We start from the raw sequence: 25,380 nt of genomic DNA, 5'->3' as shown, positions 1-25,380 counted from the left end.
GCCAAACGCCCGGCCCGCCGCGACATTCTGTGGCCCATGGACGAGGTGAGAGTTTCGGCACTCCGCGAGCGGCTGACCGGCACGGGCTGGCTGGAGGCGGTCGGCGGCTTCGCCGGCTCGCTGCGCCACGCCGTCTCCCGGCGCGGGGCGGGCGCGCTGCTGCTGGTCGGCACCGAGGAGTACGAGCCCTGGCACCTGGCCGCCCACCTGGACGACGAGGCGGCCTGGTCCGACGTCCCCCGGCTGGCGCCGACCCTGCTGCGGCACCGGGTGCCCGCTCGGGCGCCGGCCCATCTGGCGCACGGCCTGCGGCGGCTGACCGAGGCCGGGCGCGGGGCGACGGTGCTGGTGGTGGCGCCCACGGCGGCCGGGGCGCCGCTGCTCGAACGGGTCCACGACGCGCGGCGGGGCGGGGCGACCGTGCTCGCCCTGGACGGCCCCGCCGAGCGGGGCGAGCTGGCGGGGCTGGCGCACGAGCGGCTGGCGGTCGGCACCGGCGAGGAGGAGCCGTTCGACCTCGCGCAGCACCTGGTCAGCGCCGCCGCCGGGCAGGCGCCGGCCCGGCGCGGCGCGCTCGGCCGGCTGGCGGCGCTGGCCGGGCGGCTCGGCTCGGGGCCGGGGCTCAGCCGCTGGTAGCGGCGGGGCGGGGGCAGACGGCGCCCGAGGCGGCGGGACGGGCGAAAATCCGTTGCGGCCTCGAGGGGGCGGCGCCGAGGATGGTCGTTCGTGAACGACGCCGAACCACCTCCGTCCGGGCGAGTCCGGACACTGCTGACCTCCCTGCGTCCCGACCTGGCACCCTGGCACTCCTCCCGGGACTTCCGGCTGCTCTGGCTCTCGGGCTGCATCACCAGCCTCGGCAGCTTCCTCACCTACGTCGCCGTGCCGATGCAGATCAAGGACCTCACCGGCTCCTCCTTCGCGGTCGGCCTGGTCGGCGCCTTCGAGCTGGTGCCGCTGATCGTCTTCGGCCTCTGGGGCGGCGCCCTGGCCGACGCGCTGGACCGGCGCAAGCTGGTGCTGTTCTCGGAGGCCGGGCTCGGCCTGCTCACCGGTCTGCTGCTGATCAACGCGCTGCTGCCGACGCCGGTGCTCTGGCCGGTCTACCTGGTGGCCGCCCTGGTCGCCGCGACCGACGGCCTGCAGCGCCCGGCCCTGGACTCGCTGACCCCGCGGATCGTCCCGCACGACCAGCTGACCGCCGCTTTCGCGCTCAACTCCCTCTACCGCAACGCCGGTTCGGTGGTCGGCCCGGCGCTGGCCGGGATCATCGTGGCCTTCGCCGGGGTCCAGACCGCCTACGCGCTGGACGTGCTCACCTTCGGCGCCTCGCTGCTGCTGCTCGCCCGGATCCGCGCGGTGCCGCCGCCCACCGGCGCCGAGAAGCCGTCCGTGCGGGCCGTCCTGACCGGGGTCCGCTACGCCTGGAGCCGCAAGGACCTGCTGGGCACCTACGCGATCGACGTCTGCGCGATGCTGTTCGCCTTCCCGGTGGCGATCTTCCCCTTCCTGGCCTCGGAGCTGGGCGCCGACTGGGCGCTCGGCCCGATGTACGCGGCCTCGGCGGTGGGCGCGCTGGCGGTCTCGGCGACCAGCGGCTGGACGTCCCGGGTCCACCGGCACGGCCGGCTGCTGGTGGTGGCCGCGCTCGGCTGGGGCGGGGCGATGGCCCTGGCCGGTCTCTGCGGCGCCGTCTGGCCGGTGCTGCTCTGCCTCGCCCTGGCCGGCGGGGCCGACCAGATCAGCGGGATCGCCCGCTCGACCATGTGGAACCAGTCCATCCCCGACGAGGTGCGCGGCCGGATGGCCGGTGTCGAGCTGCTCAGCTACTCGGTCGGCCCGCAGCTCGGCCAGGTCCGGGCGGGCGGGATGGCCGGCCTGGTCGGCGTCCGGGCCTCGGTCTGGGCCGGCGGTGTGGCCTGCGTGGTCGGCGTGCTGGCGCTCGCCGCCGCGCTGCCCCGGCTGCTCTCGTACGACGACCGCACCGACCCGCACGCGGCGGCGGTGCGCGCCGAGCACGCGAAGGCCGAGGAGGCACGGGCCCGGGCGGCGGTCTGACCGGCCCGGGCCGGTGCCACGTTCCGAGAAAGTAAGTGACACAGATGGCTTGAGACTATTACTCTGAACTCCGTTGACGTCCGGCGAGCGGAGGGTGGCCATGCTGGAGATCACGGCGGAGAACGTCGTACGGAGCTGGGTGGACGGCTGGGTCGTGTCGCGGTCGGCCGCGCCGCCGATCGTGGAGCCCTGGGGCTACACCGTCGACGTCGGCCTCACCGACCACGTGACCCGGCACGTCCTGGACGCCACCGGGGACGCCGTACGGGAGGCCGACGTCCGCAAGGTCGCCGGCGCGGTGCGCGCCCGGGGGACGTGGCTCAAGGTCTTCGCGGAGCCCGCCGTCGTCGGCCCATGGCTCGGACCCGACTGGTGGGTCGACGACGAGCCGGCCTACCTGATGACCGTCCGGCTGGCCCCCGCCCCCGGGCTCACCGCCCCCGCGGGCTACCGCCTGCGCACCTGGGCCCGCGGCGAGGTCGTCCGCGCCCTGGTCACCGCCGAGGACGGCGCACTGGCGGCCCGCGGCCAGATCGGCGTCTGCGGCGCGACCGCCGTCGCGGACCAGATCGAGACCTCCGCCGAGCACCGCCGCAGGGGCCTCGGCTCGCTGGTCATGCGGGCGCTGGCGAACGCGGCGCACGACCGGGGCGCCCAGACCGGGGTGCTGGCCGGGACGCCGGACGGGCGCGCGCTGTACGGCACGCTGGGCTGGCGGGTGCTCGCCCCGCTGACCAGCGCCAAGTACGTCGGCCCGCAGGGCGCCTGACACGGCGCCGCCCCTGCCCCGCCGCGGTGGCGGGCCAGGGGCGGGGCAGCGCCGGTCGCGGGGTCAGCCCTCGGTCGGCCGTCCGTCGAAGCGCTCGTCGTCGTTCTTCCACTCCCGGTTGCGCTCCTCGGCGGTCTCCAGCGCGTGGGCCGCCTCCTCACGGCTGGCGTACGGGCCGAGACGGTCCTTGGCGGGGCACTCCGGCCCCTCCTCCACCTTGGCGTGCTTGATGCAGTAGAACCACTCGCCCGGCAGTCCGGTCGGCTTGCGGTGGAATCCCAGGGGCATGGCGGTCACTCCCGTTCGATGGGCCTGTCGTCACTGATCATCGCGCGCGGCCGCCCGTCCCGCACACCCCCGGAGGGCCGGGGACCGACGGATAGACTCGCGACCATGGCTCTCGTACCCGGCATCCAGTCCCCCACCCGCAAGGTCCCGGCGCACATCGCTCGCCCCGAGTACGTCGGACGGCCCGCGCCGGCGCCGTACACCGGGCCCGAGGTGCAGACCGCCGAGACCATCGAGAAGATGCGGATCGCGAGCCGGATCGCCGCCCGGGCGATGGCGGAGGCCGCCAAGCTGATCGCGCCGGGCGTCACCACCGACGCGCTGGACGCCGTCGCCCACACCTACATGTGCGACCACGGCGCCTACCCGTCCGACCTCGGCTACCGGGGCTTCCCCAAGTCGATCTGCACCTCGATCAACGAGGTGATCTGCCACGGCATCCCCGACTCGACCGTGCTGCAGGACGGCGACATCGTCAACATCGACGCCACCGCGTACATCCACGGGGTGCACGGCGACCTCAACGCCACCTACCTCTGCGGCGACGTGGACGAGGAGTCCCGGCTGCTGGTGGAGCGCACCCGGGAGTCGCTCGCCCGGGCGATCAAGGCGGTCAAGCCCGGCCGGCAGATCAACGTGATCGGCCGGGTCATCGAGTCCTACGCGAAGCGCTTCGACTACGGCGTGGTGCGGGACTTCACCGGGCACGGCATCAACACGTCGTTCCACTCCGGCCTGATCGTCCCGCACTACGACAGCGAGCGGGCCACCGAGGTGATCAAGCCGGGGATGACCTTCACCATCGAGCCGATGCTGACCCTGGGCACCTACGACTACGAGATCTGGGCCGACGGCTGGACGGTCGTCACCAAGGACCGCAAGCGGACCGCACAGTTCGAGCACACGCTGGTCGTCACCGCCGACGGCGCCGAGGTCCTCACCCTGCCGTAGCCCGCTCCCCCGGGTGGGCGCGCTAGCCGATCAGCCACTGCTCCTCGGCGACCGCGCCCACCTCGGTGCAGGCGTCGGTGAGCACGTCCAGGACGCGCAGCGGATCCGGCAGCGGCTGCTCGGGCCCGCGGAGCCAGCGCACCTGCGAGCCGTCCGGCAGCGCGGCCGGCGGCAGCAGGGTGTACGAGCCGCGGCAGTGCCAGCGCAGACCGGGGTGCTCGGACATGGTGTCCGGCGTGGAGTCCAGCGCGCTCGGCCACCACTCGTCCTCGTCCACCGGGGTGCCCCTGGTGGCGGTGAAGAAGAGGTAGCGGTCCTCGCCGACGGCGGCGACCGGACCCTCGACGCCCTGCGCCGCGAGCCGCTCCAGCGCCAGCCGGCCGGCCTCGGCCGGGACGTCCAGGACGTCGTGGGCGCGGCCGGTGGCGGTGATGAAGTTGGCCAGTGGGTCCCGCGAGAGCCAGCGGGCGACCTGCTCCGGCTCGGTGGTCGCCTGGGTCTGCCAGGCGAAGGAGACCGGGTGCTGCGCGGGGGCCGGACAGGCCACCCGGTCGCAGGAACAGCGGTAGCCGGCCGGATGGGCGGCGGGTGCGAGCGGGAAGCCGGCGCGCACGGCGCCCAGCAGCTGATCCAGTCTGGCGGCGGGGCTGTCCGCGTCGGCCGACCGGGCCCGCTGACGTTCACGCTTCTGCCACCAGGTCGTCCACCTGCTGCCGGCTTCCATCGGGCCCCTTCCGCGCATTGCCGTGCCTGGTGTGACACAGCATTCGACGTACCACTCCGACGCAACGCACAGCGCCCCCCGCTGCTTCCCGGGACGGTGCTCGGCCCTGCTGTCCGCGCCCCGTCGGCCGGAGCCGGGGTTGCCGGACGGCCGACGCCCGGGTCACGGCACGGAGTCGCGGCAGTACAGAGACTGCGGCTCGGCGGCCCGGCGGGCACACCGCTGTGCGCCTCACCCGGCCCGTACGGGGCCCGCTGACCCGGGTGAACCCCGAGGGCGTAACAGGAAGGATAAGGGTGCGCGGGCCCTTCGGATGACCGGGGGCGGTGCCTCTCCGGTCACACTCCCGGCACCCGGCCCTCACAGTGCCTCCCCGCGCCGCCGTACCGCCCCGTCCGCGGTCGGCCACCGGTCGCCCGCCGGTCCGCCGCGGCGGGGTGAGACCCTGGTGGGGTGAAGAGCGCGGACACCGAATTCGTCGGCGGCCCCCTGGACGGCCGGATCCTCCCGATCCCGTTGGGGCCGATGTACGGCGTGCCCAAGACCTACAAGGTGCCGGTCCCCGCGCACGGGGAGACTCCCGCGCGCACACTGGTGTACGTCCGGGTCAAGGAGCAGCGGGGCCTCCGCTGGTTCTGGCGCTACGAGTACGACGAGACGGCCACCGCCCGCACCTCCGGGTGACGGCCGCTCCCCCCCCGGGAGGACGGCGATGGCGAAGACCGTACGGACCCGCACCCGGCGCCGGCCGCAGGCCGTGACGCAGCACAACCGGCAGGTCGCGGTGGTCACCGCCGCCCTGCTGGTGGTGGTCAGCCTCTACAGCGCGGCGCTCGGGCCGAACGCCTGGCTCTGGTTCGGCTGGACGGTGCTGCTGCTCGCCTGCGTGGCACTGTTCGCCGTCCGCGGCTGAGCGGCGGCACCGTCCGCCGTCCCCGGCCCCCTCGGGCGGTCAGGCATCCTCGGCGAGGATCAGGTAGAGCTTCTTGCGGGCCTCGTTGAGCACTGCGAGGCCCTTGGCGCGCTGCGCCTCCGTCCCCGTCGCCATCACCTGCCGGATCGCCTGGTCGACCGCGCCGAGCGCCTGGCCGACCTCGTGGACGGCCTCCCAGTCGACCTCCCGGCCGGCCTCCGCCCACGGCTCGGCGGGCCCGGCCTCGGCCTCGGCCCGGCCGGCCTCGGTCAGCGAGACCAGTCGCTTGCCGCTCACCTCCTCGGCGGTGATCAGGCCCTCCTCCTCCAGCAGTTGGAGGTTGGGGTAGATCGAGCCCGGGCTCGGCCGCCAGGCCCCGCCCGTCCGCTCGGCGATCTCCGCGATCATCTCGTAGCCGTGCATCGGCCGTTCCTTGAGCAGCGCGAGCAGCGAGGCCCGCACGTCCCCGCGCCGGGCCCGCCCGCCGCGCCGGCCGCGCGGACCGTGCCCGCGCCCGCCGTGCCCGCCGAAGCCGTGGCCGAACGGCCCGCCCGGCGGCCGCCCGGGACCGCCGCCGAACGGCGGCCCGAACGCGCCGAACGCCCCACGGCCCTCTCCGCCCTCACCGGGGAACTCCCCGAACTCCGGGCCCCGCCCGCGGCGCCGACCGCCGCGCGGACCCTCTTTCCCGTATCGCGTTCCGGAGCGCATCGCGCTCACCTCCTGGTGGACCGGACAGTGTTCACGTCACTGTCTCAATAGCTCGACGATATATCGCTGACTGTCGCTCGTCAATCGTTGACGACTGGGCCACCCGCGTTTGCGGCCGGCGGGGACGGGCCACCGCCGCCGCGACGTCTCCCGGCGCGCTGCCGCCCGGTCACCGTGGGGCCGGGCCGGACCGGACCGGCGAACGGGCCGGTGAACGGACGGCACTGTCACGGGAGTCGGGGCGGCCGGTGCCGGTCGCGAGCGGCCCGCCGGTGGTGAACCCGGGCCGGTGCGGGGGCCGTCAACCGTGGTGTCGGCCCTCCGGGCCGGCCGGTTCGGCCCCGCTCGCCGTGGGCGCGCGGGGCCGAACGACGGCTCACCCCGGTCAGACGGCTGACCGATGCCCAGGAGGTCCGCGCATGGCACCGAAGAAACCCGTGAAGGTCCTGCTCGGAAGCACGACGCTGGCCTGTCTCAGCGCCGGCGTGATCGCGGTCGCCGGCGTGGCGTCCGGGACGGAGGGGACGGGGGCGACCGCCTCCGTCGCGGCGGTCGGCAAGGCCCGCCCGGCCCTGACGTTCAGCAGCCTGGACGGCCCCGTCACCCCGGACGAGATCAAGTCCTTCACCGCGTACATCAAGACGCTCACCCCGGCCGCCGACAACATCGGCAACCAGTGGGCCCAGGGCCACAGCGGCGAGGACACCAAGGCGATGGGCCTGGTGTACGAGGTCTCCGCCGACCGCGCGGTCCTCGACCGGATGATCGTCTTCTGCGACGCCGTCCTCTCCGAGCGCAACGACCTGGCCAAGCGCCCGGTCGGGCAGCACGTGCTCTGGACCGGCAAGGTCGACCCCGCCTGGCCCAACGACGTCACTACCAAGCCCGTCGGCACCGGCGGCGAGCAGGGCGACCCGGTGGGCCACCTCGCCAACTGCGCCCGGCTGATCCTGCGGACGCCGGCGCTCTGGCAGACACCGGTGACCACCGGCGACCCGCACGAGTACGGCGCCACCTACCTCGACCGGGCCAAGCGGTTCGTCGCCGAGGCGGACACCGCCGTCGACCGGCACATCCTGGCCCGGCTGCTGGACGTCTCCAAGGGCAACCGCCAGTACTTCGCCGCGGACTCGCCCTACAAGGGCGGCCAGCCGGTGCCGTGGAACCAGCAGATGATGTTCGACTACGCCTTCCAGAACCTGGCGATCGCCCACCAGCTCCTCGGCGACGACCCGAAGCGGGTCAAGCGGTACGACGCCCTCGTGCAGAGCAGCGTCGACTGGTTCTTCTCCTCGGTGCGCACCTACACCGACCCCGCCGGCAGGCCCGCCTACGACTGGGGGTACGCCCCGGCGACCAACGGCAAGGAGGACAACAACCACGGCAGCCTGGACTGCGCGGGCCTGTACCGGGCCTACCTGTCCGGCCGCTACAAGATCACCCCGGCCATGCTGGCCCCGCTCGCGAACACCTTCGTGGACGTGATGAGCAAGCCGCCGCACCACTACGCGGGCAAGATCGACGGCACCGACGGCGCCGGGAACAGCGCGCCCACCGACTACGTCCGCAGCGGCTGGCTGCTGATGGCCGAGTTCCGGCCCGACGCCTACCAGAAGCTGATGAACGCCAACTTCCCCAAGCGGACCACCACGGCGGACGACCAGTTCTCGCGCGCCCTGATGCTCAAGAGCCGGCGCCACAAGACGCAGGGCTGACCGGGGGCCGGGCCCGGGCACCGACACGCCGCGACGGCGGGCCGGTGCCCGCCCCCCAGCCGTTACGGTGGCGGGCATGGCCGGAGAACGAGATCTTGCGACCCTGCTGCGCGGCATGCGCCCGCGGCTCAACCCGGGGCGCTACGTGTACTGCACGCTGCCCGCGAAGGTGCCCGCCGGGATGCGGCCGGTGGTGACGGTCGCCGAACCCGAGGGGGTGACGGTGGTGGTCGCGCAGGAGGAGGCCGACGCGCTCGGCCTACGCTACGAGTACGTGGCGGCCTGGATCACCCTGCACATCCACTCGGCGCTGGAGGCCGTCGGCCTGACCGCCGCCGTGGCGGTGCGGCTCGCCGAGGAGGGGATCAGCTGCAACGTGGTGGCCGGCTTCCACCACGACCACCTGTTCGTCGGCGCCGACGACGCCGACCGCGCCGTGCGCGCCCTGGAGGAGCTGTCCGCCCGGTCCGCCTGACCGGGTGCGCCGAGTGGCCGCTCCCCCCGGGGGCTCCGAGACTGGGAGGGCTGAGCGCCCGCCAGGTCGGTCAGCCCCCCGACAGGAAGGGAGACGGCCCCATGGCGGTCTGCGACGTCTGCTCCAACGACTACTGGCTGTCCTTCGAGATCAAGACGATCACCGGCGACGTGTACACCTTCGACAGCTTCGAGTGCGCGATGGAGAAGCTCGCCCCGCGCTGTGAGCACTGCCAGGTCCGGATCGTCGGCCACGGCGTCGAGGTCGCCGGCCGGTTCTTCTGCTGCGCGCACTGCGCCCGGGTCAACGGCGGCCTGGGCGAACAGATCCGCGACGCGGTCGGGGCCCACCCGGCCTGAGCGGCGCACGGGCCGGTCGCTCCCGGCACGGGCGGGCGCTGCCCGCGCCCGTGCCGGGGCGGGCGGGAGCGGAGAGGGGCGGAAGAGTCGGCCTGTACGCCGGGTTCTGTCTCCTGGGCTGCTCGCGCGGCCCGGGGAGGCGGTCATCCATCTAGGACTGCCGTTGCCGACAGCCTCGTGCGGTCTACCCGCGGACTCGGGCGAGCAGCCCTCGAACATCCGCGCACGGTGCCCGGAGGCACCGATCTTGACCTTGCTCCAGGTGGGGTTTACCGAGCCGGCCGAGTCACCCCGGTCGCTGGTGGTCTCTTACACCACCGTTTCACCCTTACCCGCCGCCGAAGCGGTGGGCGGTCTGTTTTCTGTGGCACTGTCCCGCGGGTCACCCCGGGTGGGCGTTACCCACCACCCTGCTCTGTGGAGCCCGGACGTTCCTCGGCGGGCCCTGAGGACCCGTCGCGACCGCCCGGCCGGCTCTTCCGCCGTAGTGGTCATCGTAACCGCTCGGGCGGGGCGTCCCGTACCCCGGCCCGGACGAGGGGCGGGTCGCCGCCGAGGCGGGCGGCCACCCGGGTGGCGGTGCCGGTGGCCCAGGCCGTGGTGGTGACCAGCCCGAGGAGGAGGATCGCGAGGCCCAGCCCGGTCACGATCCACCAGCCGGCGTGGCTGGCCGGGGCGAAGCCGGTGGCGACCGGGCCCACGACGGCCGAGGTGACCACCGTGCCGATCACCGCGACGCCGAGCGACTGGCCGACCTGCCGGCTGGTCGAGGCGACCGCCGCCGCCACCCCCGCCTGGGCGCGCGGCATCCCGGAGACGGCGGCATTGGTGATCGGCGCGTTGACCATGCCGAAGCCGAAGCCGAACAGCGTGTAGGCGGCCAGCAGCAGGCCCGGCGGGGAGTCGGCGGTGAGCCGGGTGAGCAGCAGCCCGCTGGCGGCGAGGCCGAGACCCGCCGCGACCAGCGGGCCGCGCGGCCCCCGGCCGCCGACGATCCGGCCCGAGAGCGGCGCGCAGACCAGCATCATCCCGGCCATCGGCAACGTCCACAGGCCCGCCTCGACCGGGCTGTAGTGCCGGACGTTCTGCAGGTACAGGGTGTTGAGGAAGAGGAAGCCGCCGAGCGCGGCGAAGGCGCAGACCGCGGTGACGGTGGCTCCGGTGAACGGCGCGCTGCGGAAGAACCGCGGATCGACCAGCGGCTCGGTCACCCGCAGCTCCCAGAACGGGAAGGCCACCAGCGCGGCCAGCGCGGCCGCGCCGAGCCCGAGGATCAGCGGGGACGTCCAGCCGTGCTCGGGTCCCTCGATGATCGCGGCGGTGCCGCAGCCGAGCAGCACCACCATCAGCACCTGGCCGACCGGGTCCAGCCGGCGGGGCCGGGGCGAGCGCGACTCAGGGACGTAACGGGCGGTCAGCAGGCAGGCGACCAGCCCGACCGGGACGTTGATCAGGAAGATCGCCGGCCAGCCGGCGATGTCCACCAGGAACCCGCCGAGCAGCGGGCCGAGCGCCATCGAGATGCCGACCACCCCGCCCCAGACGCCGATCGCCCGGGCCCGTTCGCGCGGTTCGGTGAAGGTGTTGGTGATGATCGACATCGCCACCGGGTTCAGCATCGAGCCGCCGACGGCCTGCACCGCCCGGAACACCACCAGCCACTCCAGGCTGGGTGCCAGGCTGCAGAGCAGCGAGCCGAGCACGAAGAGCAGCAGACCGGTCTGGAACACCCGGCGGCGGCCGAAGCGGTCGGCCACCGAGCCGAACAGCATCAGCAGCGAGGCCAGCACCAGGGTGTAGGCATCGATGATCCACTGCAGGCCGGAGGCCGGGGCGTCGAAGTCCTGCTGGATCGCCGGGAGGGCGATGTTCACCACGGTGTTGTCGAGCCCGACGATGAACAGGCTCAGGCAGCAGATCCCGAGGATCAGCAGCCTGCGGCGCCGGCCCGGGTCGGCGGACGGCGCGGGGAGGGAGGTCGGTTCGGCCACGGCTCGATCCTCCCACCCGGGCGCCCCGGAGCGGCGGTGGATCGGCCCGTCCGGGTGGCGCGGCCCCGGACGGGCCGGGCGGTCCGGGCGGGAGGCCCGGGCGCGGAGGGTCCGGGGCGGGGGGCGTCGGAACGCGCGTCAGAACGCCTCAGAGCGCGGCGAAGCGGACGGTGCGGGTGGCCGGGTCGGCCTGCGTCAGGCGGGCGACGATCCGGCCGCCGAGCGGGAGCACCGCCCCGCCCGCCGCCTCGCAGCGCGCCCGGACGGCGGGGTCGCGCAGCTGGACGGTGCCGCGCGCGGGCCGCTGCTCGTCCACGTCGATGACCACCGCGGGGAAGTCCTCGCCCTCCCGGCCGGCCAGCAGCTCCGCCTCGACCAGGTCCACGCAGGCCCGTTCGACCTCGGCCGAGCGGCGGTCCCCGGCCGCCATCAGGGCGGGGACGCCGGGCAGTGCCTCCCGGACCCAGTCCGGCACCTCCTCGCCGGCGGCCACGGCCGCGCAGACCTCCTGGGCGAAGCGGTCGCCGAGCCGGCGCAGCGGCGCGGTGCAGTGCGCGTACGGGGCGGCCAGCGCGGCGTGCACCGGGTCGGCCGGGGCGGGCAGGCCCCGGGCCTCGTCGAAGGCCCGGTAGCCGGCCCCGCGCAGCAGTCCGGTGCACTCGTTGAGGAAGGCCGCGTGCAGCGGGGCCCCGGGGTCGAGCGAGCGGACGAGGTCGGGGTAGGGGAGGTCGTCCGGCCAGGTGATGTCGAGCGCGCGGGCGGTGCGGCGCAGCCGCTCGTACGCGGCGGCGGGCGCGGCGGGCAGGGTGCGCAGCAGGCCGACGCCGGCGTCCAGCATCAGGTCCGCCGCGGCGGTCCCGGTGAGCAGGGAGATCTGGGCGTTCCAGCCGTCGGCGGGACCGAGCGCGCGGTAGCCGAGGACGTACCCGTGCAGGGTCTCCTCGATCTCCTGCTCGGGGACGGGCAGGCTGATCCCGCCGCGGGCCCGCTCCTGCTCCTCGCGGAGCCGCCCGACGGCGGCGAGCAGGGCGAGCTGCTCGTCGGCGCCGCCGGCGTCCACGGCCCGCTGGACGTCGTCGTAGTCGAGCCGGCGGTGCGAGCGGACCAGCGCGCGGCGCAGGTCGGCGAGGACGACGGCGCCGTCGGTGTCCAGGTCGAGCTGCCAGAGCAGGGCCGGGCGGGTCTCGCCGGGCAGCAGGCTGGCGGCGTCCTCGCTGAGCCGGGCCGGGTGCAGCGGGACGCGGTGGTCGGGGAAGTAGAGGGTCTGGACGCGGCGGCGGGCCTCGGCGTCGATCGCGCCGCCGGGGCGGACGAAGGCGGCGACGTCGGCGATCGCGTAGTGCACCCGGTAGCCGCCGCCGGGCCGGTGGGTCAGGTGCATGGCCTGGTCGAGGTCGCGGGAGCCGGGCGGGTCGACGGTGAAGAGCGGGAGGTCGGTCGCGTCGTACTCCGGCAGCCGCGGCGACTCGGCGGCCCGCTCGGCCTCCGCGAGCACGGCCTCCGGCCACTCGGTACGGATCTCCAGGCGGGCGCGCAGCTCGGCCAGTTCGGCGTTGATCCGGGCCGAGTCGGCGGCTTTGACGCGCAGTTTTCGGCGTGGCATGCAGGCAGCGTAGGGCGAATCGGGTGATTCCGGTCGGACGTCGGCCGCAGGGCGCGCCGACGTCCGCGCCCGGGCCGCCGGGCCGGCCGGGCCCGCCCCGCTCAGCGGCCGAGCAGCGCCCTGAGGTCCTTGGCGGCGAGGGCCACCGCGTCGTCGTAGCCGCCGGTGGCCAGGCGGAGCACGAAGGCGACGGCGTCGTCCGGGTGCGGGTCGGTGTAGGGCTCGGCGTTGTAGTCGAGGAAGAGCAGCATCGCCTCGAAGGCGGTGCGCTTGTTCCGGTCGATGAGCGGGTGGTTGCGGGCGAGGCTCTGGCCGAGCGCGGCCGCCTTGGTCCAGAGGTCGGGGTAGGCGTCCGCGCCGAACACGGTCGCCCGCGGGCGGCCGAGGGCCGAGAGCAGCGCGCCCTCGTCGCGGATGTTCTCCGGGCCGCCGGCGAGGTAGCTGACGTCCGCCAGGTCGAGGTACTCGACGTCGTCGCCGGGCCGCTGCCCGGTCACAGGTCCTTCAGCCGCTCGAGCGTCTCCGCGTTGGCCGCGCGGATCCGGGCGACCATGGCGGCCCGGCGCTCCTCCCTGCCGGCGGCCGGCCGCTCGGCCAGCGCCTCGGGCAGCTCGGACTGCCGCACGTCGAAGGCCAGCTCCGCGCGGTCCGGGCCGGACGCCCCGGTCACGCGCACCCGGCCGGCCAGCACCGCCTGGGCCGCCGCCCGGAGCGCGAACTCCAGGGCCTGCCGGGTCCGCGGCGGCAGGTCCGCGGGCAGCCGGACCGGCAGGGACTCCTCCACCGCGTCGTCGTCGCCGGGCACCAGGTCCAGGGGGCGCATGGTCATCTCGTCACTCTCCTTCGGTGCCACCGTATGCCGCAGCCGGGCGGCGGCCCAACGGGTTCTCCGTGAGCGCTCGTAGGGTGGCCCCATCGATCGGACGCGGAAGGGGGCTCGGCGGATGGACGCGGTACGGGTGACGGGGGCGGCGGTGGCCGGGGGGCTGGCGGTGACGGGGGCGCTGCACGCGCTCTGGACGGTGACGCCGTGGCCGGCGCGGTCGCGGCAGGAGTTCGCGGACACCGTGATCGGCACCGGCGAGGGCGTACCGCCGGCGGCGGCCTGCCTGGCGGTGGCGGGGCTGCTGGGCACGGCGGCCTACCTGGTCGGCGCGGAGGCCGGGGCGCTGCCGGCGGTCGGGCCGCGCGGGGTGCGCCGGGCCGGCGTCCGGACGGTCGCGGGGGTCCTGCTGGCGCGCGGGGCGGCCGGGCCGCTGGTCTTCGGCGTGCTGAACGAACGGACGGAGCGCTTCAGGCGGCTGAACGCGCGCTACTACTCCCCGCTCTGCCTGGCGCTCGGCGCCGGGGCGGCGCTGGTCGCGGCGGCGCCCCCGCGGCCCGGGCGGTAGTGGGGTTACCCGCGGCCGGGCCGGCTTGCGTAGGGTGGCGGGGTTCGCCCGCCACAAAATGTTGAGGAGTCCGCTGTGCTGGTGCTGTTGCCGCCCTCGGAGGGCAAGGCCGCGTCCGGGGACGGCGTTCCGGTGGCGCTCGACGCGCTGTCGCTGCCCGGGCTGACGGCGGCGCGGGCGCGGGTGCTGGAGGCCCTGGTCGGCCTCTGCCGGGGGGACGAGGAGGCCGCCGCCGGGGTGCTCGGCCTGAGCCCCGGGCTGCGCGGCGAGGTGGCCCGGAACGCGGGGCTGCCGACGGCCGGTGCGCGGCCCGCCGGCGAGGTGTACACCGGCGTGCTCTTCGACAACCTCGGTCTGGCCACCCTGGACGAGGCCGCGTACGACCGGGCCGCGCGCTCGCTGCTGGTCTTCTCCGGCCTCTGGGGCGCCGTCCGGATCGGGGACCGGATCCCGCCCTACCGCTGCTCGATGGGTGTGAAGCTGCCCGGCCCGGGCGCCCTCGGCCCGTACTGGCGCGCCGCGACGGCGTCCGTGCTGCCGGAGGTGGCCGACGGCCTGGTGCTGGACCTGCGCAGTTCCGCGTACGCGGCGGCGTGGAAGCCGGCCGGTGAGCTGGTGACCCGGACGGCCACCGTGCGGGTGCTCCAGGAGCGCGACGGCAAGCGGTCGGTGGTGAGCCACTTCAACAAGGCCACCAAGGGCCGGCTGGTCCGTGACCTGCTGGTGGCGGGGGCCGAGCCGAAGACGCCCGGCGAACTGGTGGACGCGCTGCTCGGACTGGGGCACCGGGTGGAGGTCGCGGCCGAGGGCACCGCCCGCAAGCCCTGGCAGCTGGACGTGGTGGTCACCGAGGTGCACTGAGCCGCGCCGAACGGCGCCGGCGGCGGGCTCCGGTGGGCCCGCCGCCGGGGCGTCAGCGCAGGTGCCCGGTGTCGTTGAGCAGCCGCACCGAGGCGTTGCCGTCCGCGTAGTACTGGACGGCGCAGAGCGAGGCGGCGGACAGCTCCATCCGGTAGAGCGAGTCCGGCGGGGCGCCGAGCGCCAGCCGCACCAGGGTCTTGATCGGGCTGACGTGCGACACCACCAGGACGGTCCGGCCGTGGTGGCGGGCCAGGATCTTGTCCCGGGCGACGCCGATCCGGTGGGTGAGCGCGGTGAAGCTCTCGCCGCCGCCGGTCGGCTTGGCCTTCGCCGAGCCGAGCCAGGCGTTGAGGTCCTCCGGGTGGCGTTCCTGCACCTCGGCGAAGGTGAGCCCCTCCCAGGCGCCGAAGTCCACCTCGCGCAGGCCGTCCTCGTAGCGGACCTCCAGGCCGAGGCGGGCGGCGACGGTCTCGGCGGTCTGCCGGGTGCGGAGCATCGGCGAGCTGACCACGGCCTGGACCGAACCGCGGGAGGCCAGCGCCTCGGCCGCCCGCTCGGCCTGCCAACGGCCCTTCTCGGAGAGCTCCGGATCGCTGCCGCCGCTGCCGGAGAAGCGCTTCTCCGGGGTGAGGTGGGTCTCGCCGTGGCGCAGCAGGACGAAGGTGGTCGGCGTGCCGAGGTCGGCGGCGGCCGCCCAGCCGGCCTTGGGCGCGGCGGTCTCCAGCGGGGGCTCGTCGGCGACGGCGGGCCGCTCGGCCCCGGCCGCCCTGGGCTCCCACTGCCGGCCGGCCTTGCCCGCGTCCATCGCCTCGTTGGCCAGCCGGTCGGCGTCCTTGTTCCGCTCGCGCGGGATCCAGGTGTACTTGACCTGGCCGCGCGGCAGCACCGCCCGGGCCTCGGCGGCGAGCGGCTGCATGTCGGGGTGCTTGATCTTCCAGCGCCCGGACATCTGCTCGACCACCAGCTTGGAGTCCATCCGGACGTCCACCGAGGCGTCCGGGTCCAGCTCCCGGGCCGCCTTCAGACCGGCGATCAGGCCCTTGTACTCGGCCACGTTGTTGGTCGCGTGGCCGATGAACCCGGCAGCCTCGGCGATGATCAGGCCGGTGTCGCCGTCCCGGACCACCGCGCCGTAGCCGGCCGGCCCCGGGTTGCCCCGGGAGCCTCCGTCGGCCTCGACGACGAACCTGCGCCCCGCCATCGGCTCAGATGCCCGAATCGGCGGTGCGCACCAGGATGCGGCCGCAGTTGTCGCAGCGGACGACCGCGTCCTTGGGCTCGGCCTTGATGGCGTTCAGGTCGGAGACGGCGAACTCGACCCGGCAGCCCTCGCAGCGGCGCTGGTAGAGACGGGCCGCGCCGACGCCGCCCTGCTGCTCGCGCAGCCGGGTGTAGAGCTTCAGCAGGTCGGCCGGGACGACAGCGACGACGGCCTCGCGGTCGCGCTTGACCTTGTCGGCCTCGGCGTCGATCTCGGCGAAGGCGGCGTCCCGGCGGGCCTCGGCCTCGGTCAGCACGACGGTGGAGTGCTCCAGGCGCGCGGTCAGCTCGGTGACCCGGGTCTGGGCGGACTCCAGGCGCTCCATGATCTCCAGGACGACGTCCTCCAGGTCCCCCTGGCGCTTGGCGAGCGAGCCGATCTCGTGCTGGAGGTTCTCCAGGTCCTTCGGCGAGGTGATAGCGCCGGAGTCCAGGCGCTGCTGGTTGCGGGCGGAGCGGCTGCGGACCTGCTCGACGTCCTGCTCGGCCTTGGTCAGCTCGCGGGTGGTGTCGCCCTGCTGGGCCTGGGCGGCCACCACGAGGTCCTTGAGCGCGGTGTGGTCGGCGGTGGCCTTGTCGATCTCGGCGTGCTCGGGCAGGCTGCGACGCCGGTGGGCCAGCTGGTCGAGCTTCGAGTCGATGGCCTGGAGGTCGAGCAGGCGGATCTGGTCGGCGGGCGCGGCGTTCAAGCGGAGAGCTCCTGTGAATCGGGTCAGGCGGTGAAGGACATGGGGGCGTGCGCGGTCCACGGGTCGGTGACCCGGTGGGAGACCTTCGTCTCCACGGCCCAGCCCCGCTGCTCGGCGGCGCCGTGCAGCGCCCGCTCGGCCAGGGTGAGCCAGGGCCACTCGGTGGCCCAGTGCGCGGCGTCGACCAGTGCGACCGGCGCCGCCTCGGCGGCCTCGGACGCCGGGTGGTGGCGCAGGTCGGCGGTGACGTACGCGTCGACACCGGCCTCGCGCGCCTGCGCGAGGAAGCTGTCGCCGGCGCCGCCGCACACCGCGACCCGGCCGATCAGGCGGTCCGGGTCACCGCAGACGCGGACGCCGGCGGCGGTGGCCGGCAGGCCCCCGGCGACCTTGGCGGCGAACGCGGCGAGGGTCAGCGGCGGCTCCAGCAGGCCGATCCGCCCGCTGCCGCGCCGGCCCAGCGGGTCCGTCGGGTCCGGCACCAGCGGGCCGGTGACGCGCAGGCCGACGGCCTCGGCCAGCGCGTCCGAGACGCCCGGGTCGGCGTGGTCGGCGTTGGTGTGCGCCACGTGCAGGGCGATGCCGGCGCGGATCAGCGTGTGCACCACCCGGCCCTTGGGCGTGGTGGCCGCGACGCCGGTGGTGCCGCGCAGGTAGAGGGGATGGTGCGTGACCACCAGGTCGGCGCCCCACTCGACGGCCTCGTCGACCACCGTCTGCACGGGGTCGACGGCGAAGAGCACGCGGCGGACCTCGGCCCGAGGGTCTCCGCAGACCAGGCCGACGGCGTCCCAGGACTCCGCCCACTGCGGCGGATAGATCTCTTCGAGCGCGGTGATGACGTCGGACAGTTTCGGCACCTGTCGAGACTACCGTGCGCGCGGGGGCGCCCGGGCCGCCCGGGGCCCGGCCCGGGGGTCCGCGGCCCGGCGTCAACCTGCGGTTCCCGGCGTTCGAGCGGCCGCCGGGGCGCCGTCGGGGGGCGCGTTCGGAGCGCTCGGGGCGCCCGCGGGCGCGGTCGCGGGCCGGGACACGGGCCGTCCGGGCGCCGTGGCCGCCCGGCCACGCGGGGGCACCGCACACATCGGCCGGCTCGCACATATTCGAAACCACGCCCAGATCACCCTTACGAGTGAAGTGACCCGCTACGCGTTGAGCCCGTCCGGAAACCGAAAGTAACTTCACTTCTGCGAACGGGAGTTGCCTCGGCCAGGGAGCCGGAAGGCACTCGGCCGGGATGCTGGCCAGGTCGGACCGGCCCGCGGCGGACGCGGCAGGGCCGCGCTCCCGTACTTCCGAGAAACCGATCAGGCCGCCGGCGTGCGTCGCGCGGTGCCGGAGCAGTGGGCACCGGCGGGCGCCGGCCGAGACGAAGGGATGTGAATGCGGATGGGGGCGGGCACATCGCTGCGTACGGCCGGGGGGAACGGATCGGCGGGCCACCGGCCGGACGCGGCCGGCGGGTGGCCGGAGGTGGCGCGGGCGGCACTGGCCGGCGCCGGGGGCCGGGGAGGCGACGGGGACTGGGAGGTCACCGTCGAGGGCTTCTGGTGCACGGCCGGGCCGGCCGCGGCGGAACTGGCCGACGAGGGCTGGAAGATCCATGTCAGCGCGGCGTCGGCGGTCGGCCGCGCCGTCCTGACCGCCGTCACCGGGGTACTGGCCGGTGACCCGTGCACCTTCAAGTTCGCCGCCGGACCGGAGCAGCTGCACGAGATCAACTCGCGCAACGGCGACCGGGGTTCGGCGGGCAAGTTCATCACCGTCTATCCGGCGGACGCGGAGCAGTTCCGGCGGCTGGCCGCCGCGCTGCACCGGGCCACCGACGGCCTGCCCGGGCCGGTGGTGCTCTCCGACCGCCCCTACCGGCCGGGCAGCCGGGTGCACTACCGCTACGGCGCCTTCGCGGCCCGCGCCGAGCTGGGGAACGACGGCGGCTACCGGTCGATGCTGCGCGGGCCGGGCGGCGAGCGGGTCGAGGACGTGCGCGGAGCCTCGTACCGCTGCCCGCCGTGGGCGCGCGACCCGCTGGCCGAGGGGCCGGCGGCTCCCCCGCGGGACGGCACGGCGCCGGGGCGCGGACCCGGGGCGACCCGGCCGGCGGCGCCCCGGCGCGGCACCGGCGGGGTGCTGCTGGCCGGACGGTACGCCGTCACCGGGGCGATCCGGCACAGCGCCAAGGGCGGCGTCTTCCTGGGCCGGGACACCGACGGCGGCGCCGAGGTGGTGGTCAAGCAGGCCCGCGCGCACATCGAGGTGGACCGGGCCGGCACCGACGCCCGGGCGGCGCTGCGGCACGAGGCCGCGCTGCTGACGCGGCTGGAGGGGCAGGGCCTGGCGCCGCGACCGGTCGAGCTGATCGAGCAGGACGACTCGCTGTTCCTGGTGCAGGAACGCATCACCGGGCAGCCGCTCGGCAGCTGGGTGGCGGCCCGGCTGCGCCGGGACGGCAGCCCCGACGTGGACTGGGCCGAGGCCGGACCGCTGGCGCACGCCCTGCTCGACCTGGTCGAGCGGGTGCACGGGCTGGGACTGGTCCTGCGCGACCTCTCCCCCGGCAACGTGCTGGTACGGCCGGACGGGTCGCTGCGGCTGGTCGACCTGGAGCTCGCGACCGAGTCGGGCCGGGCGGCGGGCTCGGCCGGCACCCCCGGCTACCGGGCCCCCGAACAGGGGCCGGGGCGCCTCGCCCTGGTCCCGGACTCCTTCGACCCGGCGGGCGCGGGCCGGTCGCGACGGGACTCGCTCGGCAGGGACTCGCTCGGCAGGGACGCCCGGGGCGCCGGCCGCACCCTCCGGGAGGGCACCTGCGTGGCCGAGCCGGCGGTCGACCTGTACGCGCTCGGCGGGCTGTTCTTCCTGCTCGCCACCGGTCACGACCCGCTGCTGCCCGAGGACCTGCCGCGGGCCCGGCCGGTCGCCGACCGTCTCGGCCGCTGGCTGGCCCTCGCCGCCCGCTCGGGCGCCACCGCGCGGCGGCTCGCGCCGGTGGTGCTCGGGCTGCGGGCGCAGGAGCCGGAGCGGCGCTGGAGCCTCTCCCGGGTGCGGTACGCCCTGACGGGCGCCCCGGACGACCCGGGCGCGGGGAGCACGGCCGCTGCGGGACCGGCGGGCGCGGGCGACGTGACGGGTGCGGCCGACGCGCCGGCGGACCGGGGCGCCGCAGCATCCGCGGACGACGCGGTGGACCGCCCGGCGGACGGCCCGGCGGACGGCCGCACCGGCCCCACCGCCCTGGTCGACCGGGTGCTGCACGACGGGCTGCGCCACCTCGCCCTCACCGCCACCCCGCTGCGGCGGGACCGGCTCTGGCCCGCCGTACCCGCCGGGCAGTGGTCCGACCCGTGCAACGTGCAGCACGGCGCCGCCGGCGTCCTCGCCCTGCTCGCCCGGGCCGCCGTGGCGGACGGCCTGCCCGCGGAGGTCCGCGAGGAGTCCCGCCGGACGGCGCGGACGGCCGTCGAGTGGATCGAGCGCCGGTGCGCCGCCGAGCCGGTCGTGCTGCCGGGTCTGCACTTCGGGCGCTCGGGCGCCGCCTGGGCCCTGCTGGACGCCGCCGAGGCGCTGGCCGACGACGCCCTCGCCGGACGCGCCGCCGGGCTCGCCCGCCGGATAGCCGTCGAGTGGCCGAACCCGGACGTCTGCCACGGCGCGGCCGGCGCGGGCTTCCTCCAGCTGCGCTTCGCCGCCGACCCCCGGACGGCCGCACCCGGGGCGGCCGGGGGGTTCCTCGCCCGGGCCGCCCGCTGCGGGCACGGCCTGCTGGCCGCCGCCCGGCCCACGCCGGAGGGGGTGGTCTGGCCGGTGCCGAAGGAGTTCGACTCGGCGCTCGCCGGGATCACCCACCTCGGGTTCGCCCACGGGGTCGCGGGCGTCGGCGCCTTCCTGCTGGCCGCCGCCGGGGCCACCGGCGACCGGGCTCTGCTCGACGGCGCGGCCGAGGCCGGGCGCACGCTCGCCGCCACCGTCCGCCGGGAGCACGGCGGACAGTACGGCGGACAGCACCGCGGGCCGTTCGACGGACCGAACGACGGGTGGTACGGCGAGGCGGCGGCGGCCGGGAGCGGTGACCGGGCCGACACCCGCCCGACGGCCTGGTGGCCACAGGGCGCGGGCGACCCGGAGCACGTCCGGCTGGCGCACTGGTGCAGCGGATCCTCCGGCGCGGGGACGTTCCTGCTCCGGCTCTGGCAGGCCACCGGTGACGAGACCGCGCACGAACTCGCGCTCGCCGCCGGCCGGGCCGTGCTGGCCGGGCGCTGGCACTGCGGCGTCAGCGCCTGCCACGGCCTGGCCGGCAACGGCGAGTACCTGCTGGACCTGGCCGCGGCCACCGGCGAGCCGGAATTCCGCTCAGGGGCGGAGGAGTTGGCCCAGCTGATCGCCGCCAGATCGGCGCTCCGCGACGGGCTGCTGGTGCTGCCCGACGAGACCGGCACCGGCTGCGCGGCCGCGTACGGCACCGGGACGGCGGGCGCGCTGGCCTTCCTGCTGCGCCTGCGGCACGGCGGCCCCCGGCTCTGGGTGGACCCGGTGCCGCCCACCCGGGCCGGCGGACCGCCCCCCGGATCCGACGGGGTGAGCACCTCGTGAACGTGGCCGTCCGCTCCGCGACGCAGGCCCTGCGCCGCCTCAGCTTCACCTTCGCCACCGATGGCAGCCACGCCGCCTGCCTGGCCTCCGCGGCCGACGGCGGCTGGTACGCCGAGAGCTGGTCCCTGCCGGCCTCCGGTCCGGCCGCACCGACCGCCCTGACCCTGCCCGGCAACCGCGCCGAGAGCCTGCGCTGCCAGCTGGTCGCCCTGCCGGACGGTTCGGTGCTGGTCTGCCGGCACGACGGCGAGCGGCACGACCTGGTGACGCTCTCCGCCGCCGCGCCGGGCAGCGAACCGGTCACCGTGGAAAGGCCGTTGGCCACCCTCAGGCGGCCCGGGATGCGGCTGCTGCCGCTCCCCGCGGCGACACCGCCCGACGGCACCCGCATCCCGGTCGCGCTGGCGCTCGGCACCGACACCCGGCCCGGCACCACGGTCTGGCTGGTGTACGCCGACGGCGGCGAGCCCCGGCAGGTCGCCGAGATCCCCGGCCCGCACGGCGGCGGCGTCTGGCTGGACCGCACCGGAGCCCTGCTGGCGCTCGACCGAGTCGACGCGGGCGTCGTGCGCACCGTCGTGCTGGACCTGCGCACCGGCACGGTCACCCCGCTGCTGGAGATCGGCGAGCGCAGCAACGACCGGCTGGTCCTGTACGACCCGGAGACCCGCTTCGCGATGGTGCGCAGCGACGCCCCCGGGACCGACCGGCTGGGCTGGGGCCTGCTCGGCGGCGGCGAGCCGCTGCGGTTCCCCGAATGCCTGGACGTGGCGGGCATGTTCCTGCGGCCGGTGGCGCTGCGCACCACCCCGGACGGGGCCCGGGTGGTCGTCCAGATCGACCACGGCGCCGGCTCCGCGCTGGCCGTGTGGCGGCCCGCCGCCGGGCGGCTGGACCCGCTGCCGGTGCCACCCGGGCGGCTCGGCGCGGTCGGGCACTGGTCGGACGCGGGGCTGCGCATGCCGTACTCCTCGCCCGAACACCCGGCCGCCCTGGCCACCCTGGACGTGGACACGCTGCTGGCGCACGGTCCGACCGCGGCGGCGCCCGGACCGGTGCCGCTGCCCCTGCAGTTGGCGCCGCTCGGCTCCGGTCTGTCCGGCCCCTGGCGGGACGCCGCCCTGCCGTGGCAGCCCGGCGGATCGCGGGCCTCCCGCGGCTCGCCCGCCGGCTGGCAGCTGGACGGCAGCACCCCGCCGGGCGACGGCGGGCGCTGGCACTCCGCGCAGAGCATCGAACTGGCCGGACCGGCCGGTCCGCTGGAGGCCGTGGTGTACGGCGGGGACGCCTGGCTGAGCAGCCCGCACCTGGTCCTCGCCCTGCACGGCGGCCCGGCCGACGCCTGGCGGCTGGAGTTCGACCCCGCCCTGCAGCGGATGGCGGCCGGCGGCCTGGCCGTGATCGCGCCGAACCAGCGCGGCTCCACCGGCTACGGGGTGGCGCACGCGCTGGCCATCCGCGGCGCCTGGGGCGGGCCGGACCTCGACGACGTCCTGTACCTGCTGGACGGCATCGCGGGCCAGCGCGCCGCCCTCGGCCTGGAGCCACCGGCCCTGTTCGGCGTCAGCTACGGCGCGTTCCTCGCCCTGCTGGCGGCCGCGCACGCGCCCGCCGAGCAGGTCGCGCGCTGCGCGGTGGTCGCACCGTTCCTGTCCGGCGCCCGACTGCTGGCCGAAGCGGCCACCCCGGTCAGGGCGTTGACCACCCGGCTGGGCGGCGGCGAGTCGATCGCCGACGCCCGCGGCCCGCGCGACGTCCTCCAGCTCGCGCACCGGCTCCGCGCGCCCCTGCTGATGGTGCACGGCGACCGGGACGAGGTCGTCCCGGTGAGCCAGTCCCGCGCGCTGCGCCACGAGTTGCTGCGGATCGGACGTACCGAGGGCGCCGACTTCCGGTACGTCGAGGCGGCCGGGGCCGGACACGAGGTGCTGGCCGAGGAGGGCGCGGCCGTGCTGCACGAGCTGCTGGCCGGCTTCCTGCGCACCGGTCGGCCGGGCTAGCGGCCAGATCTCACGGGCCCCTCGTGATCTCGATAGGATCCCGCCGTTCCGGCCGTTAGGGTGGCCGGGGCGCGGGCCGTGATCACCGGCCCTGGCGCGGTCCAGGCGCCCGGTCACGCGCCCGACCGCGTCCGCGGTGCCAGCCGGCGCCGAACCACCCGCCCCTCGCACGGAAGACGATTTTGATGTCCGACACCCTCACCGACACCACCGGACCCGCGATCACCGGGACCGACGCCGACGGGACCACGGCCGAGGACAGCGCGTCGCACGGTCGCCACCGGGGCCCCTCCGCCCCCGACGACAGGCCCGAGGCCGATCCGCACGGCCGCCACCGCCTCGGCCTGGGCGCCGCGCGGGGCTGACGCGGCCCCGCCGTCCTTCGTGACAGGGCCCGCCGCGTGCGCCGGCGGGTCCTGTCGCGTCACGGCGGCCTCCCGGGCGGTCCCGGCTCCGCCCGCCGACGCCCGCGCCGCTCAGTCCAGCGTGACGACCGTGCGCAGCGCCTCGCCGCCCCGCATCTGCGCGACGGCCTCGTTGACGTCCGCCAGCGGGACCCGGTGCGTGACCATGCCCGCGAGGTCGATCCGCCCGGCCCGCCACAGCTCCACCACCAACGCCATGGTGCGCGGCACGGAGGCACCGCCGTACAGCGAGGGCAGCAGCCGCTTCTCGTTGAAGAAGAGCTCGCCCATGGTGAACTGCGCGCGGTCGTCCTGCGCGCCGGCGCCGATCACCACGACCGCGCCCCCGCGCCGCGCCGCGTCGTACCCGGCCCGGACGGTGGCCGAGCGGCCGACCGCCTCGAAGACGTAGTCGAACCCGCCGCCCGGCAGGGCCTTCGCGGCGGCCTTCAGCTCCTCGGGTGCCAGCGCCTCCGTGGCGCCGAAGGCCAGCGCCCGCTCCCGGCGCGAGGCGACCGGGTCCACCACGGCGATCCGGCCGGCGCCGCAGACCCGGGCGCCCTGCACGGTGGCGATCCCGACGCCGCCCGCGCCGATCACCGCGACGGAGGCCCCGGGCTCGACCCGGGCGGTGTGCACGGCGGCGCCGATGCCGGTGGTCACCCCGCAGCCGATCAGCGCGGCCAGTTCGTAGGGCAGGTCGGCGGGGACGGTGATGACGGCGTCGCGGTCGACCACCACCTCCTCGGCGAACGCGCCGGTGCCGTAGAAGCCGGAGGCCTCCACCGGCGCCCCCGAGACGTCGTCGCCGCCGAACCGGAAACCCGGCGCGCCGAGCCGGCGCAGGCTCGCGACGCACAGGTGGCCCCGCCCGCGCTCGCAGTGGGCGCAGCGGCCGCAGGGCGCCATCCAGCAGAGCACCACGCGGTCGCCGACCCGGACGTCGGCCACGCCCTCGCCGACCTCCACCACGTCGCCGGCGCCCTCGTGGCCGGGAACGAACGGCGCGGGCTGCGGCAGGACGCCGCTCATCGCCGACAGGTCCGAGTGGCAGAGGCTGGCGGCCCGCAGGCGGACCCTCACCTTGCCGGGGCCGAAGCCGGTCGCGACCACGTCGTCGCGGACGTCGAGCGTGTCCTGGCCGGTCTTGTGCAGGATGGCTGCGCGCATGGAGCTTGCTCCCGGTTCGCCTCGGTCGGTGGTCGGGGCCGATTCTGGCACGACGCGCCCGGGCGGAGTAGAACACGTTCCATTCGGCCCGCGACTACCGGCCGCGACACGGTTGGCCTCCGGCGCCGCGCCCCTGGCATGATCACCCGCCGTGTCCACACCCGTCAGACCCACGCCCACCGGGGCCGCGCCCACCGCCACCGCCCCGGACGCACCCGCCGCCACCGGCGCCGCACCGCAGGACTGCCCGCGCTGCGCCGCCCCCGTCGACGCCGACCCCCGGTTCGCCGTCTGGTGCCCGCAGTGCGAATGGAACCTGTCCCCCGAGCCGGCGGAAGCGCCCGCCGCCACCCGCCGGGCCGTCGCGGCCGGGGCCGTAGTCCGACACAGAGGTGGAAGTCGAGCGACTCGTCGTCGGCGATGTCGACGGGGTACTCGGTGACCCCGGGGCCGAC

25 protein-coding genes and 1 other RNA gene are annotated in these 25,380 nt (G+C 76.0%); 14 read left to right on the top strand and 12 right to left on the bottom strand.

The window, feature by feature from the left end; all coding sequences use genetic code 11:
* The first annotated feature begins 36 nt into the window (after window positions 1–36).
* From ABT263_RS03040 to ABT263_RS03030, 3 genes are all read left to right on the top strand, one after another.
* Window positions 37–636, top strand: a complete 600-nt coding sequence (locus ABT263_RS03040; protein WP_329487386.1) for a hypothetical protein — start codon at window positions 37–39, stop codon at window positions 634–636.
* A gap of 90 nt (window positions 637–726) precedes the next feature.
* Window positions 727–2,058, top strand: a complete 1,332-nt coding sequence (locus tag ABT263_RS03035; protein ID WP_352286937.1) for an MFS transporter — start codon at window positions 727–729, stop codon at window positions 2,056–2,058.
* Window positions 2,059–2,158: 100 nt separating this feature from the next.
* Window positions 2,159–2,827: a GNAT family N-acetyltransferase gene (locus ABT263_RS03030; protein ID WP_352286935.1), complete on the top strand. Its 669-nt coding sequence runs from the start codon at window positions 2,159–2,161 to the stop codon at window positions 2,825–2,827.
* Between the two features lie 63 nt (window positions 2,828–2,890).
* Here the strand turns inward: ABT263_RS03030 and ABT263_RS03025 are convergent, their stop codons facing one another.
* A complete protein-coding gene (locus ABT263_RS03025; protein ID WP_329487389.1) occupies window positions 2,891–3,115 on the bottom strand; it encodes a hypothetical protein in 225 nt (74 codons plus the stop codon).
* Window positions 3,116–3,220: 105 nt separating this feature from the next.
* Between ABT263_RS03025 and map the strand changes: the two genes are divergently transcribed.
* A complete protein-coding gene (gene map / locus ABT263_RS03020; RefSeq protein WP_329487390.1) occupies window positions 3,221–4,066 on the top strand; it encodes a type I methionyl aminopeptidase in 846 nt (281 codons plus the stop codon).
* A 22-nt stretch (window positions 4,067–4,088) separates the two neighbouring features.
* Here map and ABT263_RS03015 read toward each other — a convergent pair whose 3' ends face one another.
* Window positions 4,089–4,790, bottom strand: coding sequence for a bifunctional DNA primase/polymerase (locus tag ABT263_RS03015; protein ID WP_352286933.1), 702 nt, complete (start codon window positions 4,788–4,790; stop codon window positions 4,089–4,091).
* Between the two features lie 453 nt (window positions 4,791–5,243).
* On the opposite strand from ABT263_RS03015, the gene ABT263_RS03010 reads away from it, so the two are divergent.
* Window positions 5,244–5,474: a DUF8847 domain-containing protein gene (locus tag ABT263_RS03010; RefSeq protein WP_329487392.1), complete on the top strand. Its 231-nt coding sequence runs from the start codon at window positions 5,244–5,246 to the stop codon at window positions 5,472–5,474.
* A gap of 28 nt (window positions 5,475–5,502) precedes the next feature.
* Entirely contained in the window at window positions 5,503–5,703 is a 201-nt protein-coding gene (locus ABT263_RS03005) for a hypothetical protein (protein ID WP_329487393.1), read from the top strand.
* A gap of 39 nt (window positions 5,704–5,742) precedes the next feature.
* On the opposite strand, the gene ABT263_RS03000 is transcribed toward ABT263_RS03005, so the two are convergent.
* Window positions 5,743–6,414 (bottom strand): PadR family transcriptional regulator, encoded by a 672-nt coding sequence (locus ABT263_RS03000; RefSeq protein WP_352286930.1) that lies wholly within the window; start codon window positions 6,412–6,414, stop codon window positions 5,743–5,745.
* Window positions 6,415–6,833: 419 nt separating this feature from the next.
* Between ABT263_RS03000 and ABT263_RS02995 the strand changes: the two genes are divergently transcribed.
* The 3 genes from ABT263_RS02995 (at window position 6,834) to ABT263_RS02985 (ending at window position 8,963) form a co-directional block, all read left to right on the top strand.
* A complete protein-coding gene (locus ABT263_RS02995; RefSeq protein WP_352286927.1) occupies window positions 6,834–8,129 on the top strand; it encodes a hypothetical protein in 1,296 nt (431 codons plus the stop codon).
* Between the two features lie 76 nt (window positions 8,130–8,205).
* On the top strand, window positions 8,206–8,604 hold the full coding sequence (locus ABT263_RS02990; RefSeq protein WP_329487396.1) for an ACT domain-containing protein: 399 nt from the start codon (window positions 8,206–8,208) through the stop codon (window positions 8,602–8,604).
* A gap of 101 nt (window positions 8,605–8,705) precedes the next feature.
* Entirely contained in the window at window positions 8,706–8,963 is a 258-nt protein-coding gene (locus tag ABT263_RS02985) for a metallothionein (RefSeq protein WP_329487397.1), read from the top strand.
* A gap of 79 nt (window positions 8,964–9,042) precedes the next feature.
* On the opposite strand, the gene rnpB is transcribed toward ABT263_RS02985, so the two are convergent.
* From rnpB to ABT263_RS02960, 5 genes are all read right to left on the bottom strand, one after another.
* An RNA gene (rnpB, locus tag ABT263_RS02980) (RNase P RNA component class A) lies at window positions 9,043–9,441 on the bottom strand.
* A 13-nt stretch (window positions 9,442–9,454) separates the two neighbouring features.
* Window positions 9,455–10,954, bottom strand: coding sequence for an MFS transporter (locus ABT263_RS02975; protein WP_352286924.1), 1,500 nt, complete (start codon window positions 10,952–10,954; stop codon window positions 9,455–9,457).
* A 148-nt stretch (window positions 10,955–11,102) separates the two neighbouring features.
* A complete protein-coding gene (locus ABT263_RS02970; RefSeq protein WP_352286921.1) occupies window positions 11,103–12,557 on the bottom strand; it encodes an RNB domain-containing ribonuclease in 1,455 nt (484 codons plus the stop codon).
* Window positions 12,558–12,658: 101 nt separating this feature from the next.
* Complete coding sequence (locus tag ABT263_RS02965) at window positions 12,659–13,054, bottom strand: type II toxin-antitoxin system death-on-curing family toxin (protein WP_352286918.1); 396 nt, start codon at window positions 13,052–13,054, stop codon at window positions 12,659–12,661.
* On the bottom strand, window positions 13,051–13,386 hold the full coding sequence (locus ABT263_RS02960) for a hypothetical protein (protein WP_352286915.1): 336 nt from the start codon (window positions 13,384–13,386) through the stop codon (window positions 13,051–13,053). Before ABT263_RS02960 ends, ABT263_RS02965 begins: the two co-directional genes overlap by 4 nt.
* 115 nt (window positions 13,387–13,501) lie before the next feature.
* On the opposite strand from ABT263_RS02960, the gene ABT263_RS02955 reads away from it, so the two are divergent.
* Window positions 13,502–13,948 carry a DUF3995 domain-containing protein gene (locus ABT263_RS02955; protein ID WP_352286914.1) on the top strand — a complete coding sequence of 149 codons (447 nt, stop codon included), beginning with the start codon at window positions 13,502–13,504 and terminating at the stop codon, window positions 13,946–13,948.
* A 75-nt stretch (window positions 13,949–14,023) separates the two neighbouring features.
* Window positions 14,024–14,809 carry a peroxide stress protein YaaA gene (gene yaaA, locus ABT263_RS02950; protein ID WP_352286912.1) on the top strand — a complete coding sequence of 262 codons (786 nt, stop codon included), beginning with the start codon at window positions 14,024–14,026 and terminating at the stop codon, window positions 14,807–14,809.
* Window positions 14,810–14,861: 52 nt separating this feature from the next.
* Here the strand turns inward: yaaA and ABT263_RS02945 are convergent, their stop codons facing one another.
* From ABT263_RS02945 to ABT263_RS02935, 3 genes are read right to left on the bottom strand one after another with little or no spacing between them, the layout of a single operon-like run.
* Window positions 14,862–16,010, bottom strand: a complete 1,149-nt coding sequence (locus ABT263_RS02945) for a bifunctional RNase H/acid phosphatase (protein ID WP_352286910.1) — start codon at window positions 16,008–16,010, stop codon at window positions 14,862–14,864.
* Window positions 16,011–16,014: 4 nt separating this feature from the next.
* Window positions 16,015–16,758, bottom strand: a complete 744-nt coding sequence (locus ABT263_RS02940) for a zinc ribbon domain-containing protein (RefSeq protein ID WP_329487403.1) — start codon at window positions 16,756–16,758, stop codon at window positions 16,015–16,017.
* A gap of 23 nt (window positions 16,759–16,781) precedes the next feature.
* Window positions 16,782–17,618 carry a Nif3-like dinuclear metal center hexameric protein gene (locus tag ABT263_RS02935; protein ID WP_329487404.1) on the bottom strand — a complete coding sequence of 279 codons (837 nt, stop codon included), beginning with the start codon at window positions 17,616–17,618 and terminating at the stop codon, window positions 16,782–16,784.
* Between the two features lie 529 nt (window positions 17,619–18,147).
* On the opposite strand from ABT263_RS02935, the gene ABT263_RS02930 reads away from it, so the two are divergent.
* The 3 genes from ABT263_RS02930 (at window position 18,148) to ABT263_RS02920 (ending at window position 23,716) form a co-directional block, all read left to right on the top strand.
* Entirely contained in the window at window positions 18,148–21,351 is a 3,204-nt protein-coding gene (locus ABT263_RS02930; protein ID WP_352286908.1) for a class III lanthionine synthetase LanKC N-terminal domain-containing protein, read from the top strand.
* Entirely contained in the window at window positions 21,348–23,351 is a 2,004-nt protein-coding gene (locus ABT263_RS02925) for a S9 family peptidase (RefSeq protein ID WP_352286906.1), read from the top strand. The genes ABT263_RS02930 and ABT263_RS02925 overlap by 4 nt, the downstream gene beginning before the upstream one ends.
* 185 nt (window positions 23,352–23,536) lie before the next feature.
* A complete protein-coding gene (locus tag ABT263_RS02920) occupies window positions 23,537–23,716 on the top strand; it encodes a hypothetical protein (protein WP_329487407.1) in 180 nt (59 codons plus the stop codon).
* Between the two features lie 111 nt (window positions 23,717–23,827).
* On the opposite strand, the gene ABT263_RS02915 is transcribed toward ABT263_RS02920, so the two are convergent.
* Window positions 23,828–24,925, bottom strand: coding sequence for an alcohol dehydrogenase catalytic domain-containing protein (locus tag ABT263_RS02915; protein WP_352286904.1), 1,098 nt, complete (start codon window positions 24,923–24,925; stop codon window positions 23,828–23,830).
* Window positions 24,926–25,380 lie beyond the last annotated feature (455 nt).

Origin of the sequence: Kitasatospora sp. NPDC001603 (assembly GCF_040298365.1) — a bacterium.
Taxonomy (GTDB): domain Bacteria; phylum Actinomycetota; class Actinomycetes; order Streptomycetales; family Streptomycetaceae; genus Kitasatospora.
The sequence above is the reverse complement of the archived record's forward strand: the minus strand, read 5'-3'. Positions and strand labels throughout refer to the sequence as shown.